Here is a 15,249-nt window from a genome sequence, read left to right on the forward strand (position 1 = left end):
CAACCGGATTGTGGCTCATGACAATCGACCCCGGACTTTCGAAGACCTCTCTCCTGTCCCACGACGAACGGCTTGATCGTCTCGCCGAGATTGCGATCAGAGTCGGTCTGCAACTTCGCGCCGGCCAGGAACTGGTGTTGACGGCGCCGGTGGATGCGCTGCCGCTGGTGCGTCGGATCACCGAGCACGCGTACAAGGCCGGCGCATCGCTGGTGACCACGCTGTATTCCGACGACGAGACCACGCTGGCGCGGTTCCGGCATGCGCCCGATGAAAGTTTCGATCGTGCCAGCGGCTGGCTCTATGATGGCATGGCGGCAGCGTTCCGCAGCGGAGCCGCGCGGCTTGCCGTGATCGGTGAAGACCCGTCGCTGCTGTCGGGACAGGATTCGCAGAAAGTCGCCCGCGCCAACCGCGCGCGCTCCGCCGCCTACAAGCCGGCACTCGAACTGATTGTCGGCTTCGATATCAACTGGAGCATCGTGTCCTACGCGACGCCGGCCTGGGCCAAGGCGGTGTTTCCGGACGATCCGGCACCGGTGGCGCTGGCGCGGCTGTGGGATGCGATCTTCGCCGCGTCACGGGTCGATGGACCGGATCCGGTGGCCGCCTGGAAACAACACAATGCGGCGCTCAACGCCCGCACCTCGCTGCTCAATGACAAGCGTTTTTCGGCCCTGCATTTCCAAGGCCCCGGCACCGACCTGACGGTCGGCCTCGCCGATGACCATTGGTGGGAGGGCGGCGCGTCGACCGCCAAGAACGGCATCGTCTGCAATGCCAATATCCCGACCGAGGAAGTGTTCACCACCCCGCATCGGCTGCGGGTCGACGGCACCGTGCGCTCGACCAAGCCGCTGTCCTATCAGGGCACCCTGATCGAGGACATCGCGGTGCGGTTCGAGGGCGGGCGCATTGTCGAATCGAGTGCGCGTACCGGTGCCGACGTGCTGGCCAAGGTGCTTGCCACCGACGAGGGCGCGCGGCGGCTGGGCGAAGTGGCGCTGGTGCCGCATTCCTCGCCGATCTCCCACAGCGGCATCCTGTTCTACAACACCCTGTTCGACGAAAATGCCGCGAGCCACATCGCGCTGGGACAGGCCTACACCAAGTGCATCCGCGACGGTGACAAGCTGACCCCACCGCAGCTGACCGAAAAGGGCGCCAACACCAGCCTCATTCACATCGACTGGATGATCGGCTCCGACCAGATCAATGTCGACGGCATTCGTGGCGACGGTGGTCGCGAGCCGCTGATGCGCGGCGGCGAGTGGGCCTGATTTTTCGCCGGGCGACAGTGTTTCGACGCTTGAATCCTGCCGCAACAGCTGCGCCGGCACGCGGCTGCGCCCGCTGTTCGGCTTGAGCGCCGAACGGAGTTAACGCATGATCCGGCCCTCGCTATACGAGGGACGGCATGATCATCAAGAATGAGCAGGACGTCACCGTCGATGCGCTGGCGGTGATGCAGCGGACCACCGACCCGCGGCTGCGCGAGATCATGGTGTCACTGGTCAGGCATCTGCACGGCTTCATTCGCGATGTTCGCCTCACCGAAGCGGAGTTTCGCGAGGCGACCGCCATTCTCAACGCGATCGGCAAGCAGACCACCGACACCCACAACGAGGCCGTTCTGATGGCCGGTTCGCTCGGGGTGTCGTCGCTGGTCTGCCTGCTGAACAATGGCGACGGCGGCAATACGGAGACGTCGCAGTCGCTGCTCGGGCCATTCTGGCGCCTGAACTCTCCGCGGGTGGCGAATGGCGGTACCATTGTCCGCTCGGACACGCCCGGCGATCCGCTGTTCGTCACCGCGCGCGTGATCGATCCGTCCGGCCGCGCCATTGCGGGTGCCGAGGTCGACATATGGCACGCATCGCCGGTGGGGTTGTATGAAAATCAGGATCCCGAGCAGGCCGACATGAACCTGCGAGGCAAGTTCACCACCGACACGGATGGTCGCTTCTGGTTCAGGACGGTCAAGATGGTCGGCTATCCCATTCCGACCGATGGCGTGGTCGGCCGGCTGCTCGCGGCACAGAGCAGGCATCCGTTCCGGCCCGCGCATCTGCATGCGCTGATCTTCAGGCATGGATACAAGGTGCTGATCTCGCAGGTCTACGATCCTGAGGACCCGCACATCGACAGCGACGTGCAGTTCGGAGTGACCAGCGCGCTGGTCGGCAATTATGTGCGGCACGACGAGCCGCATCCCTCGGATACCGGCGTGGCCTCGCCGTGGTATGCGCTCGACTACACCTATGTCATGGAGCCCGGCGAGGCGGTGCTGCCGCGCGCACCCATCAAGTAGCCGCAGTGCAGACAAAGCAGCACAAACAAGAACGCACCGGCATTGCCGCCGGTGCGCTCATGTCGAAATGATTCGAACGTTCAGCTCTTCTGCTTGGCGATGATCTTGTCCTTGATGCCGTCGTAGGTTTTCTCCGGCACGATCTTCTTCTGCACCAGCTCATCCTTGCCCTTGTACGGGCGGCCCTTGATGATGGCGGCCGAATAGGCCTTGCCGACGCCGGGAAGCGCGTCGAGCTGGTCGGCGGTCGCGGAATTGATATCCAGCAGTTCGGCCTTCGGGGCCGGCGCCATCTTCGACTCCGTCGCGGGCGCCATCTTGCCTGCGGGTGCGGGAGCCGGAGCCATTTTCGAGGTGCTGGTTGCAGGCGCAGGCGTTTGGGCCATCAGCGGCGTGGCCGCGATCAGGCCGAGGGCAGTGATTGCTGCAAGCGTGAAATGACGCATTAGAGTTGTCCCTCCAAGGACAGGGTGTGAGCGAATGGAGTGATCCTGAGTTCGCCCGAGGTGTCGTCGCCACTTCGTGTCGACATCATCAAGCTAGCTTTGATTTCGTGGCGGCGCCATGGCCGCAAAATGAATGGCAGATAAATGTGCGAAATATTTTAGAGGCTTAGCCGGCATTTCTGAATGTTGCTTCATCGTCGCCGCCTGGCGTGACGAGCGGGACGTAGCGGCTTTCAGCTACGCTGAACCAGGACAGCTCGGTCTTTCCGGCTGCGCGAAGATACGCGATGGCTTCGACGAACAAGGGATAGTGCAGGTCTTGCGCGGTCAGAGCGTGGCTGTCGGATGTCATGAACGACGCCGCGTGCGGCGTGTCGGAATAAGCCCGCGCCATGTACCACGTCGCGCCGTCCGAGAAGGTGAAGATGTCGTACTCATAGTGATAGTCGTGGAAGCCTTCAGCGTCCGGCTCCGATGCATCCACATGATGAGAGACATCGATCTTCATCACGGACACTATGAGCCTGCTGCAAGCGCCTTGACGATCTCGGGCCGCAGCTTGCTTTCGACATTCTCCGGCGTCACGCCGCCGATCAGTTTGTAGGTGATGCGGCCGTCGCGGCCGACCACGAACGTTTCCGGCACGCCATAGACGCCCCATTCGATCGAGCCGCGGCCGTTGCCGTCGACGCCGACGATGTCGAATGGATTGCCGTAGCGCCCGAGAAACCGCCGGGCGTTGTCAGGCGCATCCTTCTGATTGATGCCGATCATCTGCACGCCTTTGGCCCGCAGCTCCTTGCCGAGGGTGAGCAGCAGCGGCGCCTCGTCATGGCAGGGCACGCACCATGAGGCCCAGACGTTGACGATGCTGACGCGGCCTTGCAGCGCGGCGGGGTCGAGGCCGGGCACCGGCGCGCCGGCGCTGACAAGGCCGTCGAGGGCGGGCAGTTTCATTTGTGGCGCGGGGCGGCCGATCAAGGCGGAGGGGATCTTCGACGGATCGCCGGATCCCAGGCGAAACCAGAAAATCGCGGCGAGGCCGGCGAATACGATCAGCGGCACGGCCACGAGCCAGGAGCGGCGGCGTGGTGCGGGCTGTTGGTTGTTTGGCTGCACGTCGCTGCTCACGCGGCCTCGCGTCCTGATCGACGGGTGATGCCCTTGGCGTCGAGATCGCGCAAGATCGCCTGCTGGCGGCGATAGTCGCTCACCACCCAGCCGATCAGCGCCAGCACCACGACGGTGACGATGGCATAAGACCACACGATGAACGCGGCGTAGGGACCCAGCATGGCGAAACTCATGTCGGCTGCCGGCTGGCCTGCAGCAGTTGCAGGCTGCGCACTCGGCGTCGCAGGATTTCGTTGCGCATCGCGGCGATGTGCAGCGTGATGAACAGCAGCGAGAACGCAATCGCCATGATCAGCAGCGGGATCAGGTAGGAGCGGTCCAGGGTCGGTCCGCCCATTCGCAGCACTGATGCACCCTGGTGCAGCGTGTTCCACCAGTCGACCGAAAACTTGATGATCGGCAGGTTGATGGCGCCGACCAGGGTCAGGATCGCGGCCGCACGCGCCGCGCGCGACGGATCCTCGACCGCGCGCCACAGCACCATCAGCCCCAGATACATCAGGAACAGGATCAGCACCGAGGTCAGCCGGGCATCCCATTCCCAATAGGTGCCCCACATCGGCCGGCCCCACAGCGAGCCGGTGACCAGTGCCAGGAAGGTAAACGCCGCGCCCAGCGGGGCGGCTGCCTTGGCCGCGACGTCGGCCAGCGGATGCCGCCACACCAGCGTGCCCAGCGCGGCAATGCTCATGACCCCCCAGACGAACATCGACAGCCAGGCGTTCGGCACATGGATGAACATGATCTTGACGGTGGCGCCCTGCTGGTAGTCGTCCGGCGCCATGACCGACTGCTGCAGGCCGACCAGCAGCAGGATCACTGTCACGGCGATCAGCCACGGCAGGGCGCGCGCGCTAAAGGCGAGAAAGCGGGTCGGGTTTGCGAGGTCGATCAGGGCCATAGCCGCGCCTTATAGCAGACCGGCGGGCCGTGTCAGGGCCTCACTGGATGACGTTGAGGTGACGGGGCTTTTCGCGTCCCAGACCCGCAGTCTTAAACGCGAAGTCTTAAACGCGAAGTCTTGGCAGCAGGCCCAGCGCGTTGTCACGCTCGATCTTGCGCAGGTCGGGGGCGACCACCTTGCAGCCGGCGAGGTTGTTCACATGCTCGATGCTGGTCCGAAACGGGAAATCGGTGCCGAACACGATCTGGGTTGGCTCCACCAGCAGGCGCAGCGCGCCCATCGCGGCGGGATTGGAGGCCTGGGCGGTGTCGTAGAAAAAACGTTGCAGCGGCGCCCGCACGCCATTCGGCACCATCTTGGCGGCCTGCGGCATGCGCGCCAGGAACTCGAAACGCTCGATCAGGAACGGCATGGTGCCGCCGGCGTGCGAGAAGATGAACTTGATGTCGGGCCAGCGTTCGGCGGCACCGGAAAAGATCAGGCTTGCGATGGTGCGGGTGGTGTCGGTGCCGAACTCGACCACGTTGTCGGGAATATAGGGAATGAGATTGCCACAGCAGGCCGCCGTGGTGGGATGCACCGAGACCACGGCCTTGCGCCGGTTGAGCTCTTCAAACACCGGAATGAAGGAGGCATCGCCAAGCCATTTGCCTTCGTAACTGGTGAACACCAGCACGCCGTCCGCCTTCAGCGTGTCGAGGGCGTAGCTGATCTCGCCCAGCGCCGCGTCTGCATTGGGCATCGGCACCGCCGCGAACGATCCGAACCGGCCCTTGTTCTCGAGACCGAGCTTGGCGGAATATTCATTGCACGCGCGGGCGAGCTTGGCGGACGCGGCGGCATCGCCGAACCACAGTCCGGGGGTGGAGATCGACAGCATCGCTGTCTGCACGGCGGCCGCATCCATGTCGTCGAGCGTCTTGTTGATGGTCCAGTTCGTCGACGGCGGCGGAACTGTCGCCTTGCCGTGGACGGCGGTGATGTAGTCCGGCGGCGTCAGATGATGATGGACATCGATCCGGAACGGGGCGGGCGGCGTTGCGGCTTGTACGGGAGGCTGCGCCGAGGTCTGCGCGATGGCCTTCGCAAACGGATCGACTGCTGTGGCGGCAAACGCGGCCGCGCCGGCCAGGAGATGGCGGCGGCTGATGCCGCACCCGCAGGTGGCCGTTGCGGCGTTCGCCGTCGTGTTGGGAGCGGAATGCTTCATTGCGTCGTCTCTGCGGGCCATCGGCGGCGTCCTATTATTCAGGACATTTGCAGACATACTCTGGTGTTTTTGCGGCATGTGCAATCGCTGTTGGCCGTGGCGGTTAACCGTGGCAGGCCGATTCAAGGCTTAATCAAGCCTCAATCCAGCCCTTGTCGCAGGGAGGCGGCCGCCGCGACCGGGCCAACCACCAGGCCGATCAGCGTCAACGCACCAAGGATCGACACCGGCGCACCCGGGTTTATTCCGTCGGTGACCATGGCGGTGGATGCTGCTACCCCGAAAATCAGAACCGGGATCGATAGCGGCAGCACCAGGACGGCCAGCAGAAGCCCGCCACGGCGCAGTGTCACCGCCAGCGCCGCGCCGATCATTCCGGTCAGGGTCAGGGCCGGCGTGCCGATCAAAAGCGTCAGCGCCACGGCGCCCGTGGCGGCGGCGTCCAGGTTGAGCAGCAGGCCGAGCACCGGTGTTGCGATGATCAACGGCAGGCCGGTGGCGAGCCAGTGCGCGATGGCCTTGGCAAGGCAGGCCAGCTCCAGCGAATGGCGGCCCATCACGATCAGATCGAGCGAACCGTCGTCGTGGTCGGCCGTGAACAGCCGGTCGAGCGTCAGCAGGCTCGCCAGCAAGGCGCCGAGCCAGAGGATCGCCGGCCCCAGCCGCTTCAGCAGGGCGATGTCGGGGCCGAGCGCGAACGGCATCAGCACCACCACGGTGAGGAAGAACAACACGCCGATCAGTGCGCCGCCGCCGGCCCGCCAGGCAATGCGCAGATCGCGGCGAATCAGGGCGATCATGCGGCGTTGCCGATCCGCTGTTCGCGCACCGTCGTGGCGGGCAAACCGCCGTCGGGTGTGCCGATCCTGAGTGGTTCATGGGTGGCGGCAACGATCAGGCCGCCGGTGGCCAGATGATCGGACATCAACCGCGCCATCATGGCCTGGCCATCGGTGTCGAGTGACGAGGTCGGCTCGTCGAGCAGCCAGATCGGCCGCTTCACCGCGATCAGCCGCGCCATCGACAGCCGCCGCTTCTGTCCGGCGGACAAGGTGGAGGCCGGCAAGGTGCCGATATGGCCAAGGCCAGTGGCCGCGAGGCTGGCGTCGAGAGCGGCCTGTTCGCCGCCGAGGAAATTCCGCCAGAAAGCCAGGTTTTCATGCACGGTCAGTGCTGGCTTGAGCGCATCGCGATGGCCGAGATAGTGGGTCTGTTCGCTCAAGGTCAGATCGTCGCGGGGGCTGCCGTCCAGCGTCACGCGGCCGGCCGCGGCCTGCAGCAGGCCGGCGATCAGCCGCAGCAGCGACGATTTGCCGGCGCCGTTGCGCCCGGTGATCGCCAGCGCTTCGCCGGCGTCGACGTGAAAATCCAGTTCGGAAAACACCTCTCGCCCGCCGCGAATGCAGGTCAGGCCGACGCCGGAAAGCCGCAAAGTCTTCATCGCGCCTTTCTAAGCATGATCGAGATCTGTTGGTACCGGTTTCGGCAGGCGTCGACGATCGAAACTGATTCGTCGATCTGCGCGCGACAGGTCAGTGACAGCAAGCGAGGCATATCTTGTTCGTATGGCAAACGCCTTCGCATTGCTCTTGGCGGCCACTTTAAAAAGATTATAAACCGGAGGAGACGATACCGAGTTTGTGCAGGGCAACACCCCGCGTCCCCCCGGCATGTGCAGGTATCTTAATACCTCCAAAAAGACCCCAAAAAAGACCCCCAAGGGTGTCCTTCCACATCCAATCAGGATTGCCTCACATGAGTTCGCTCGACAGCTTCAAATGCCGGAAGACCCTCAAGGTCGGCGCCAAGACCTATGTCTATTACAGCCTGCCGACCGCCGAGAAGAACGGCCTGAAGGGAATTTCCCGGCTGCCTTACTCGATGAAGGTGCTGTTGGAAAACCTGCTGCGCAACGAAGACGGCCGCTCGGTGAAGAAGGAAGACATCCAGGCCGTTGCGAAGTGGCTGAAGAAGCGCAAGCTCGAACATGAAGTGGCATTCCGTCCCGCCCGCGTGCTGATGCAGGATTTCACCGGCGTGCCGGCGGTGGTCGATCTCGCCGCGATGCGCAACGCGATGCAGGCGCTCGGCGGCGACGCGGAGAAGATCAACCCGCTGGTGCCGGTCGATCTGGTTATCGACCACTCGGTCATCATCAATTTCTTCGGCAACAACGCTGCCTTCGGCAAGAACGTGGCCGAGGAGTATAAGCAGAACCAGGAGCGCTACGAGTTCCTGAAGTGGGGCCAGGGCGCCTTCGACAATTTCTCCGTGGTGCCGCCCGGCACCGGCATCTGCCACCAGGTCAATCTCGAATACCTGTCGCAGACGGTGTGGACCAAGAAGCAGAAGATGACCGTCGGCAAGAAAACCGGCACCTTCGAAGTCGCCTATCCGGACACGCTGGTCGGCACCGATTCGCACACCACCATGGTCAACGGTCTTGCCGTGCTCGGCTGGGGCGTCGGCGGCATCGAGGCGGAAGCCGCGATGCTGGGGCAACCGCTGTCGATGCTGCTGCCGGAAGTGATCGGCTTCAAGTTGAAGGGCGCGCTGAAGGAAGGCGTCACCGCCACCGACCTCGTGCTCACCGTAACGCAAATGCTGCGCAAGAAGGGCGTGGTCGGCAAGTTCGTCGAGTTCTTCGGCCCCGGCCTGGACTTCCTCTCGGTCGCGGACAAGTCGACCATCGGCAACATGGCGCCGGAATACGGCGCCACCTGCGGCTTCTTCCCGGTCGACAAGGAAACCATCGACTATCTGAAGATCTCCGGTCGCGCCTCGGCGCGTGTGGCGCTGGTCGACAAGTACGCCAAGGCGCAGGGCCTGTTCCGGACGGCGAAGTCGGTTGATCCGGTGTTCACCGAAACCCTGGTGCTCGATCTCGGCGATGTCGTGCCCTCGCTTGCCGGGCCGAAGCGTCCGGAAGGCCGCGTCGCGCTGCCGGCCGTTGCCGAAGGCTTCTCCGCCGCAATGGCCAGCGACTACAAAAAGCCCATCGACGAGCCGCGCCATGCGGTCGAGGGCCGCAACTTCGACCTCGGCCATGGCGACGTGGTGATTGCCGCCATCACCTCCTGCACCAACACCTCGAATCCGAGTGTGCTGATCGCCGCGGGCCTGCTCGCTCGCAACGCCGCGGCCAAGGGGCTGACCGCGAAGCCGTGGGTGAAGACCTCACTCGCGCCGGGCAGCCAGGTGGTTGCTGAATATCTCTCCAACTCCGGTCTGCAGAAGGATCTCGACAAGGTCGGCTTCAACCTGGTCGGCTTCGGCTGCACCACCTGCATCGGCAACTCGGGTCCGCTGCCGGAAGAGATTTCCAAGACCATCAACGACAACGGCATCGTGGCTGCGGCCGTGCTCTCGGGCAACCGCAACTTCGAGGGACGCGTCTCGCCGGACGTGCAGGCCAACTATCTGGCGTCGCCGCCGCTGGTGGTGTCCTATGCGCTGGCCGGCAGCGTCACCAAGGATCTGACCAAGGAGCCGCTCGGCATCGGCAAGGACGGCAAGCCGGTGTTCCTCAAGGACATCTGGCCGACCACCAAGGAGATCAACGCCTTCATCAAGAAGTTCGTGACCGCAGCGATCTTCAAGAAGAAGTATGCCGACGTGTTCAAGGGCGACACCAACTGGCGCAAGATCAAGACCACGGCCAGCGAGACCTATCGCTGGAACATGAGCTCGACCTACGTGCAGAACCCGCCGTACTTCGAGGGCATGAAGCAGGAGCCGGAACCGGTGACCGACGTGCTCGACGCGCGCATTCTCGCGATCTTCGGCGACAAGATCACCACCGACCACATCTCGCCGGCCGGTTCGATCAAGCTGACCTCGCCCGCTGGCAAATATCTCTCCGAGCATCAGGTGCGCCCGGCCGACTTCAACCAGTACGGCACCCGTCGCGGCAATCATGAAGTGATGATGCGCGGCACCTTCGCCAACATCCGCATCAAGAACCAGATGCTGAAGGGCGGCGACGGCAACATTCCCGAAGGCGGTCTCACCAAGCACTGGCCGGACGGCGAGCAGATGACGATCTACGACGCCGCCATGAAGTATCAGGAAGAGAAGGTTCCGCTGGTGGTGTTCGCAGGTGCGGAATACGGCAACGGGTCGTCACGCGACTGGGCGGCCAAGGGTACCAAGCTGCTTGGCGTGCGCGCCGTGATCTGCCAGAGCTTCGAGCGGATCCACCGGTCGAACCTGGTTGGTATGGGAATCCTGCCGCTGACCTTCGAGGCGGGAACCTCGGTGCAGTCGATCGGCCTGCAGGGTAACGAGCAGGTAACCATCCGGGGTCTGCAGGGCGACCTGAAACCGCGCCAGATGCTGTCGGCAAAGATCGTCTCCGCGGACGGTTCCGCCAAGGAAGTGCCGCTGCTTTGTCGCATCGACACCCTCGACGAGCTGGAGTATTTCCGCAATGGCGGTATCCTGCAGTACGTCATCCGCCAGCTGGCGGCGTGATGCATTGTGATCAGCCTCACTTCGAAGTGAGTGGCAGGTGAACCGAAGGCGGCCTATGAAAGGGCCGCCTTCTTACTGAAGGTATTGGGACATTTCTGTCGGGACACATGTTGAGAGGGCGCCCGTTGCGCCACGAGACTGGATGATCACAGCACTCTCGGGCCAAAAACTGTTGCGATCGGACCCGGCGAGTTCGCGGTGGTCCGCGGTGCTCGGTGTGTGCTTTGCGGTCGGTCTGACCGGCAGCGCGGTGGCCGACCCGCGTGCGGTGGTGGAGCTGTTCACGTCGCAGGGATGCTCATCGTGCCCGGCCGCCGACAAGGTCCTCGGCGATCTCTCGAAGGATCCGTCGATCATCGCGCTCAGCCTGCCGATCGATTACTGGGATTATCTCGGCTGGAAGGACACGCTGGCCAGTTCGCGCTTCTCCGCGCGCCAGAAAGCCTATTCGCATATGCGCGGCGACCGCGAGGTCTACACGCCGCAAGTCGTGGTGAACGGCACGGTGCATGTGCTCGGCAGCGACCGCGCCGGCATCGAGGACGCTGCGATCCGCACCCAGGGCAATGGCGAAGTGATGTCGGTGCCGGTGTCGATCAGGCAAGCCGACAAGCAGATCAACGTCTCGGTGTCCGCCGGCAACAGCGGACGCACCGATCACGGTGAAGTCTGGATTTGCGCGATCTCGAAGTCGGTGCCGATCCGGATCGGTCGCGGCGAAAATCGCGGCCGCGAAGTGACCTATTACAATGTCGTGCGCAACTGGCTGAAGGTCGGTGACTGGACCGGCAAGGCTGCCAGCTGGAGCGTGCCGCTGGAAAACGTCAAGAGTGACGGTGTCGATGCGGCGGTGGTTTATGTCCAGGACGGCAGCCGTGAGAAGCCCGGTCCGATGCTCGGTGCCGCCTATACGTCGCTGGAGCCTGAGCCGGCGATGGTGAGCCAGGCGCGCCGCTGACGTCAAATCGAGATGATTGCCTCGACCCAGGCCATGCTTGAGGTCCTGATGCCGCGTGAAGTCGCGGATCCCATATTCAGCAACAAACGTGCAGAGAATCAGAAACGGCTTCCCGATGGTGCCGCGTTTCAACCAGACCCTGAAAAAACAAAAGGCCCACGCGTGTGGGCCAAAAAATAAAAGGCCAGCTTTCGCCGGCCTTGAAGTGTGATCTTTCGATCCTGCGTTATAGGCCCGGTCCCGACTGCCCCGGGGGGCTGGGGGCTGAGGAATCCGAGACCGAAGGAACCGGGCCAACGCAGTGGAAACGTTATGAAGGCCCACGGCGGCATGGGCTTGACCGAAATTGGGCGGTTTCATGATTTCGCTAACATCGATGTGAGAGCCGTTTGATCCGATCTTAAGGCTTTGTTTTCGAAGCGTAGTTTTAGCGAGTGGTTCGGTGGCATGATTTTGCCGATGGTGTGTGAGGGAACACTTGCAGAGCGCCGCCGCCGGGTTGATCATGTCGGCTGGATGACAGGCGCGTCGGGACCTGCGACTGCAGGGGGCGCGCCGTGACAGGAGGCGCTGCATGGATTTGATCTCGGGGGACACCGAGCCCGGCGAAAGCCGCGGGACGGAGCGCGTGACCGCTACCGTCCCGGTTCAAAGTCGGGTCACATTCAATCGTCTGGAACTGAATCGCATCCTCAATCTCTATGGGCGCATGGTCGCCGAGGGTGAGTGGCGCGATTATGCGATCGACTTCCTGAAAGACCGCGCGGTGTTCTCGATTTTCCGCCGCGCGTCGGAAGTCCCGCTGTACCGAATCGAAAAGGATCCGAGGCTCGCGCGCAAGCAGGGTGCCTACAGCGTGGTGTCCGCGGGCGGACAGATCCTGCGCCGCGGCCATGACCTCCATCGGGTGCTGCTGGTGATCGACCGCAAGCTGTCGGTGGTGTGACGCTGCAAGATGGTCAGGGCGTCGTCGTGCTGCCTGGCCCGAGTTCGCGCTGCATCATCACGGTGTCGAGCCAGCGGCCGAACTTGAAGCCGACATTGCGGTGGGTGCCGATCATCTCGAAGCCTGCGCGGGTATGCACGCCGATCGAGCCGGCATTGGCCGAATCGCCGATCACGGCAATCATCTGGCGATAGCCCCGTGCTTCAGACTCGTCGATCAGCGCGTTGAGCAGTTTTAGCCCGATGCCTTTGCGTTGTGCCTCCGGCGGCAGATACACCGAGTTCTCGACCGTGAAACGATAGGCCGGCCGCGGCCGGTAGGGTCCGGCATAGGCATATCCGGCCACGTGGCCATCGATGACTGCGACGAGATAGGGAAATCCCGCACCGCTCAGGTTGTCGAACCGCGCCGTCATCTCGGCCAGGGTCGGCGGCTCCAGCTCGAAGGTCGCGGTGCCGGTGCGGACCGCATGATCGTAGATCGGGGTGATGGCGGTGAGGTCGGCCGCAGTTGCGGCCCGGATCAGGATGTCGGACATGGAGCGCAGTCTTAATCGCGGCCCGCCAAAAGAAAAGCCCCGGCGGTGAGGCCGGGGCTTGATGACTTTCGACTGTACCCAGGGGTCAGTCGCGCTGTCCGAGCAGCTGCAGCAGCAGCGTGAACAGGTTGATGAAGTTCAGGTAGAGCGACAGCGCACCGGTGATGGCTGCACGCTCCGCCACGTCTCCACCCGCGCTGGCGTAGCCGTAGACGTATTCGTTCTTCAGCCGCTGGGTATCCCAGGCGGTGAGGCCCGCGAACACCAGGACGCCGACCACCGACACGATGAACTGCAGCATCGAGGAGGCGACGAAGATGTTCACGATGCTCGCGATGATGATGCCGAACAGGCCCATCAGCAGGAACGAGCCCATCCCGGTCATGTCACGCTTGGTGGTGTAGCCATAGAGGCTCAGCGCACCGAACGAAGCCGCGGTGATGAAGAACACCCGCACGATCGAGGTGTGGGTGTACACCAGGAAGATCGACGACAGCGAGATGCCCATCAGGGCCGAGAAGGCCCAGAACAGCATTTGCGCGGTGGCCGGCTTCAGCCGCTGGATGCCGAAGGAGATGACGAACACCATCACCAGGGGCGCCAGCATGAACAGCCACTTCAGCGGGCTGGCGAACATCGCGTAGCCGAACGACGTCAGGTAGGTGTTGCCGATCTTGCCGACGGCACCACTCGCATCGCTGGTTACGGCGCCCATATACACGCCGAGCGCGGCGAGACCAGTGATGGCCAGGCCGATCGTCATGTAGTTGTAGATCTTCAACATGTATGCGCGCAGACCGGCGTCGACGGTCGCGGCATCAACACGCCCGGCGGCCCGGCCGAACGGAGAAGCATAGTTACGGTCCAAGTCCGACATGGTCGAAACCTCGTTGTTGTCCGGCGCTCACGAAGGGAAGGGCAGCCGGGGCGAATGTATCCCAGATATCCGGGCCCAATGACACTAAATTTGCGTTAAGCATTCAGGTCGTCGGGTGGGCATCTGTCCCAGAGGATATGTGGGAAAGTAACACATTCGCTGCAACCTTCCACGCGCGGCTGAATGTCGCGAACCCCCCGAAAAGCCTGCAAAAACCCCTCTCGGCCTGCTTCAAATTGTCATCATTGCGGCGCGGGTCTCGCATGCCGGATCGCGGTACCTGCCGGCTGCTGATGGCGCTTCCCAATCCGGCCGATCTCCTGAACACTCGGGTCCGACGCCGGCGGCTGCAAATGTTCTGCGGACCGCCGCAACAACAAGCCTGTTGAGGGAGGAGTTTGTCGTGCCGAAGATCCATCGTTTCGCTCTTGTGGCTGCGTTTGCCGTCACGCTTTTGACCGGCACGGCGGGGGCCGAGGAGCCGATCTCGTTGCGGGCGATGGGCTCGTTTCATGTCGGCGGGCGGCTGGTCGAATTGACCGGCAAGCCGGTAAAGGAGATGGCGCTGACGCCGGGCGGGGTGCCGGCAAAGTTCGATCCCAATGGCACCTACCAGGTCGAACAGATGTACGTGCAGTATTTCCTGCCGGCCCAGGAGACAGGTGCCTATCCCATCCTGTTCTGGCATGGCGGCGGCATGACCGGTGTCAACTACGAAACCACCCCGGACGGCCGCGAAGGCTGGCTGAACCTGTTCCTGCGCAAGGGCTGGAGCATCTATGTGTCCGATGCGGTGGAGCGGGGACGCGCGGGGTGGGCGCAATATCCGGATATCTTCAAGAGCGAGCCGCTGTTCCTCACCACCAGCAATCCGTTCTCGCGGTTCCGCATCGGCGACGGTCCCGACAGCTATGATCCCGATCCGGCAAAACGCAAGCTGCTGCCGGGCAGCCAGTTTCCCAACGACGGCTATGAGAACTTTACCAAGCAGATCGTTCCGCGCTGGACCACCACCGATGACGCGACGCTCGCGGCCTATCTCGCCGAGATCGACAAGGTGTGCCCGTGCATCATCCTGTTCCACAGCCAGGCCGGCCAGTTCGGTTTCAAGGCGGCCCAGGCGCGGCCGGACAAGGTCAAGGGCCTGATCGCGATCGAGCCCGCAGGTATCGGCGATCCGGCACAAGCCGAACGGCTCAAGGCGATCCCGACTTTGATGGTCTACGGCGACTTCATCGCGCAGGATTCGCGCTGGCCGAAAATCCGCGCCACCGGCGTCGCTTTCGGCGACAACATCCGCAAGGCGGGTGGGCACGTCGACGTGGTGGACCTGCCCGCCATCGGCATCAAGGGCAACTCGCACATGATGATGATGGACAAGAACAACGCCGAGGTCGCCGGCGTGATTCAGAAGTGGCTCGGCGACAACGGCTTCGCGAAGAAGCCGTAAGC

16 protein-coding genes are annotated in these 15,249 nt (G+C 63.4%); 6 read left to right on the forward strand and 10 right to left on the reverse strand.

Annotated features, from left to right (window positions below; genetic code table 11):
* Nucleotides 1-17 precede the first annotated feature (17 nt).
* Both RS897_RS11655 and RS897_RS11660 read left to right on the forward strand, forming a co-directional pair.
* Nucleotides 18-1,280, forward strand: a complete 1,263-nt coding sequence (locus tag RS897_RS11655; RefSeq protein ID WP_315836706.1) for an aminopeptidase — start codon at nt 18-20, stop codon at nt 1,278-1,280.
* 137 nt (nt 1,281-1,417) lie between these two features.
* Complete coding sequence (locus tag RS897_RS11660; RefSeq protein WP_315836707.1) at nt 1,418-2,311, forward strand: dioxygenase family protein; 894 nt, start codon at nt 1,418-1,420, stop codon at nt 2,309-2,311.
* Nucleotides 2,312-2,391: 80 nt separating this feature from the next.
* Here RS897_RS11660 and RS897_RS11665 read toward each other — a convergent pair whose 3' ends face one another.
* The 8 genes from RS897_RS11665 to ccmA all read right to left on the reverse strand — a co-directional run bounded on the left by RS897_RS11665 (nt 2,392) and on the right by ccmA (nt 7,437).
* Complete coding sequence (locus RS897_RS11665; protein WP_315836708.1) at nt 2,392-2,757, reverse strand: ComEA family DNA-binding protein; 366 nt, start codon at nt 2,755-2,757, stop codon at nt 2,392-2,394.
* Between the two features lie 166 nt (nt 2,758-2,923).
* Nucleotides 2,924-3,265 (reverse strand): hypothetical protein, encoded by a 342-nt coding sequence (locus tag RS897_RS11670; RefSeq protein WP_315836709.1) that lies wholly within the window; start codon nt 3,263-3,265, stop codon nt 2,924-2,926.
* Nucleotides 3,266-3,273: 8 nt separating this feature from the next.
* Nucleotides 3,274-3,888, reverse strand: coding sequence for a DsbE family thiol:disulfide interchange protein (locus RS897_RS11675; RefSeq protein ID WP_315836710.1), 615 nt, complete (start codon nt 3,886-3,888; stop codon nt 3,274-3,276).
* Nucleotides 3,885-4,064: a heme exporter protein CcmD gene (gene ccmD, locus RS897_RS11680; RefSeq protein WP_315836711.1), complete on the reverse strand. Its 180-nt coding sequence runs from the start codon at nt 4,062-4,064 to the stop codon at nt 3,885-3,887. The genes RS897_RS11675 and ccmD overlap by 4 nt, the downstream gene beginning before the upstream one ends.
* Nucleotides 4,061-4,792, reverse strand: coding sequence for a heme ABC transporter permease (locus tag RS897_RS11685; RefSeq protein ID WP_315836712.1), 732 nt, complete (start codon nt 4,790-4,792; stop codon nt 4,061-4,063). Before RS897_RS11685 ends, ccmD begins: the two co-directional genes overlap by 4 nt.
* A 106-nt stretch (nt 4,793-4,898) precedes the next feature.
* On the reverse strand, nt 4,899-6,005 hold the full coding sequence (locus tag RS897_RS11690; RefSeq protein ID WP_315836713.1) for an amidohydrolase family protein: 1,107 nt from the start codon (nt 6,003-6,005) through the stop codon (nt 4,899-4,901).
* 140 nt (nt 6,006-6,145) lie between these two features.
* Nucleotides 6,146-6,805, reverse strand: a complete 660-nt coding sequence (gene ccmB / locus RS897_RS11695) for a heme exporter protein CcmB (protein WP_315836714.1) — start codon at nt 6,803-6,805, stop codon at nt 6,146-6,148.
* Nucleotides 6,802-7,437, reverse strand: coding sequence for a heme ABC exporter ATP-binding protein CcmA (gene ccmA, locus RS897_RS11700; protein WP_315838601.1), 636 nt, complete (start codon nt 7,435-7,437; stop codon nt 6,802-6,804). The genes ccmB and ccmA overlap by 4 nt, the downstream gene beginning before the upstream one ends.
* A 323-nt stretch (nt 7,438-7,760) precedes the next feature.
* Here ccmA and acnA point away from each other — a divergent pair, with 323 nt between their 5' ends.
* The 3 genes from acnA to RS897_RS11715 all read left to right on the forward strand — a co-directional run bounded on the left by acnA (nt 7,761) and on the right by RS897_RS11715 (nt 12,382).
* Nucleotides 7,761-10,478, forward strand: a complete 2,718-nt coding sequence (gene acnA / locus RS897_RS11705; RefSeq protein WP_315836715.1) for an aconitate hydratase AcnA — start codon at nt 7,761-7,763, stop codon at nt 10,476-10,478.
* Nucleotides 10,479-10,620: 142 nt separating this feature from the next.
* Nucleotides 10,621-11,436, forward strand: a complete 816-nt coding sequence (locus tag RS897_RS11710) for a DUF1223 domain-containing protein (protein WP_315836716.1) — start codon at nt 10,621-10,623, stop codon at nt 11,434-11,436.
* A gap of 574 nt (nt 11,437-12,010) precedes the next feature.
* The gene (locus RS897_RS11715) at nt 12,011-12,382 is read left to right on the forward strand and encodes a DUF2794 domain-containing protein (RefSeq protein ID WP_315836717.1); all 372 of its coding nucleotides are present in this window, start codon (nt 12,011-12,013) and stop codon (nt 12,380-12,382) included.
* A gap of 13 nt (nt 12,383-12,395) precedes the next feature.
* Here the strand turns inward: RS897_RS11715 and RS897_RS11720 are convergent, their stop codons facing one another.
* Together RS897_RS11720 and RS897_RS11725 are read right to left on the reverse strand one after the other, a co-directional pair.
* The gene (locus RS897_RS11720; RefSeq protein ID WP_315836718.1) at nt 12,396-12,920 is read right to left on the reverse strand and encodes a GNAT family N-acetyltransferase; all 525 of its coding nucleotides are present in this window, start codon (nt 12,918-12,920) and stop codon (nt 12,396-12,398) included.
* 85 nt (nt 12,921-13,005) lie between these two features.
* On the reverse strand, nt 13,006-13,797 hold the full coding sequence (locus RS897_RS11725; RefSeq protein ID WP_315836719.1) for a Bax inhibitor-1/YccA family protein: 792 nt from the start codon (nt 13,795-13,797) through the stop codon (nt 13,006-13,008).
* A gap of 403 nt (nt 13,798-14,200) precedes the next feature.
* On the opposite strand from RS897_RS11725, the gene RS897_RS11730 reads away from it, so the two are divergent.
* Nucleotides 14,201-15,247 carry an alpha/beta hydrolase gene (locus RS897_RS11730; protein ID WP_315836720.1) on the forward strand — a complete coding sequence of 349 codons (1,047 nt, stop codon included), beginning with the start codon at nt 14,201-14,203 and terminating at the stop codon, nt 15,245-15,247.
* Nucleotides 15,248-15,249: the final 2 nt, after the last annotated feature.

Source organism: Bradyrhizobium prioriisuperbiae, assembly GCF_032397745.1.
Lineage (GTDB): Bacteria > Pseudomonadota > Alphaproteobacteria > Rhizobiales > Xanthobacteraceae > Bradyrhizobium_A > Bradyrhizobium_A prioriisuperbiae.